3 protein-coding genes are annotated in these 1,446 nt (G+C 52.0%); all 3 read left to right on the plus strand.

Annotated elements, in window-relative coordinates; genetic code table 11:
- On the plus strand, nucleotides 1-378 hold a 378-nt coding region (gene tnpA / locus NFS31_RS26720), incomplete at its 5' end, for an IS66 family insertion sequence element accessory protein TnpA (protein ID WP_251502112.1).
- The gene (gene tnpB / locus NFS31_RS26725; RefSeq protein WP_275563936.1) at nucleotides 372-746 is read left to right on the plus strand and encodes an IS66 family insertion sequence element accessory protein TnpB; all 375 of its coding nucleotides are present in this window, start codon (nucleotides 372-374) and stop codon (nucleotides 744-746) included. The genes tnpA and tnpB, both read left to right, overlap by 7 nt.
- Before the next feature lie 64 nt (nucleotides 747-810).
- Nucleotides 811-1,446: IS66 family transposase zinc-finger binding domain-containing protein (locus NFS31_RS26730; RefSeq protein ID WP_251502118.1), on the plus strand; the 636-nt coding region annotated here is incomplete at its 3' end.

Consider the following 1,446-nt stretch of genomic DNA (forward strand, 5'->3'; position numbering starts at 1 on the left):
ACTCCGGATAAACAGGTAAAACTTCAATACTGGCTGGATGTGATCCGGCAATGCAGAGCCTCCGGCCTGACGAATCAGGTATGGTGCGAACACCATGATATCTCTTTAAAAAGCTATTATTACTGGCTCGCAAAGATCCGGAAGCTGGCGCTTGAGGAACTGCCCCGAAAAAGGAATGGATCCAGGCCGGTAATGGAGCAGACTGTGCTGCTGCCGGATGCTGCTGCGGAATTTACGGAAGTATCCCTTCGCGGCAGACAGGATTTCACTGCCGCTCCTGCGGCAGTGCTCCATATCGGTACTGTGACGGTTGAACTCTTTGAGGATACTCCCTGCGGCCTGCTGGAAACTATCCTGAAAGCAGTGCGGTCATGTTAGGCGACCTCTCCCGGGTAGAAAAGATCTATATACGCACCGGGTACACAGATATGAGGAAACAGCTGGATGGTCTGATCGATATCATCCAGTACAGCTTCCGGCTTGATCCTTACAGCAATTCCCTGTTCATCTTCTGCGGGAAACGGGCGGACCGGATCAAGGCAGTCCACTATGAAGGGGACGGTTTCTGTCTTTTCTATAAGCGCTACGAAAACGGCCGCCTCCAGTGGCCGCGCACAGGCGAAGAAGCCAGATTAATCTCCCATCAGCAACTCCGCTGGCTGCTGGAGGGACTGAACCCGGAGCAGCCCAGAGCGGTTCGCAAATGGGATCCCCCAAAGCCCGGGAAACCCGAAAATTCCTTATAAATACTGGAAAATCCTGCTGTTTTATGGTACAATGGTTTCATCAGAACAGGAAGGTTTTCAGCCCATGCCAGATATAGAACAGGAGTACAAAAAGCAGATCAAAGAACTGGAACAGCAGGTCCGGCTCCTGAAGGGGCAGGTTGATTTCCTTACCCGTAAACTTTATGGGACAAAATCAGAGAAGACGTCTGCCCTTGAAATAGAGGGACAGATGTCTCTTTTTAATGAGATTGAAACCTGCGCCGATCCGAAGGCGCAGGAGCCGGATCCGGTGGCGGCCGAAAAGCATCTGCGAAAAAGAAAATATACCGGCCAGCGGGAAAAACTGATAAAAGACATTCCCCGCAGCAAAGTGCTCCACACGATTGATGAGAGAGAACAGATCTGTGAAAGGTGCGGAGGCGCCATGGTAAAAGTCGGTGAGGAGTTTGTCCGTACCGAGGTACAGTTCATCCCTGCCAGCCTCAAGGTGATCGACCATTACCGGGAAACCTATGAATGCAGGGCATGCCGCAAAAACGGAACACCTTATATGGAGAAGTCCCCGGCGCCGTATTCCCCGGTCATGCATTCCCTGGCGTCTGCTTCCACGATCGCATGGCTCATCCATCAGAAGTTTGAGCTGGGCATTCCATTATACCGCCAGGAAAAGGAATGGGAGGCCCTGGGCCTTTCCTTAAGCAGGGCAACGATGTCGAAC

Source organism: Otoolea muris (assembly GCF_943193115.1).
In the GTDB taxonomy this organism is placed as follows: Bacteria; Bacillota; Clostridia; order Lachnospirales; family Lachnospiraceae; genus Otoolea; species Otoolea muris.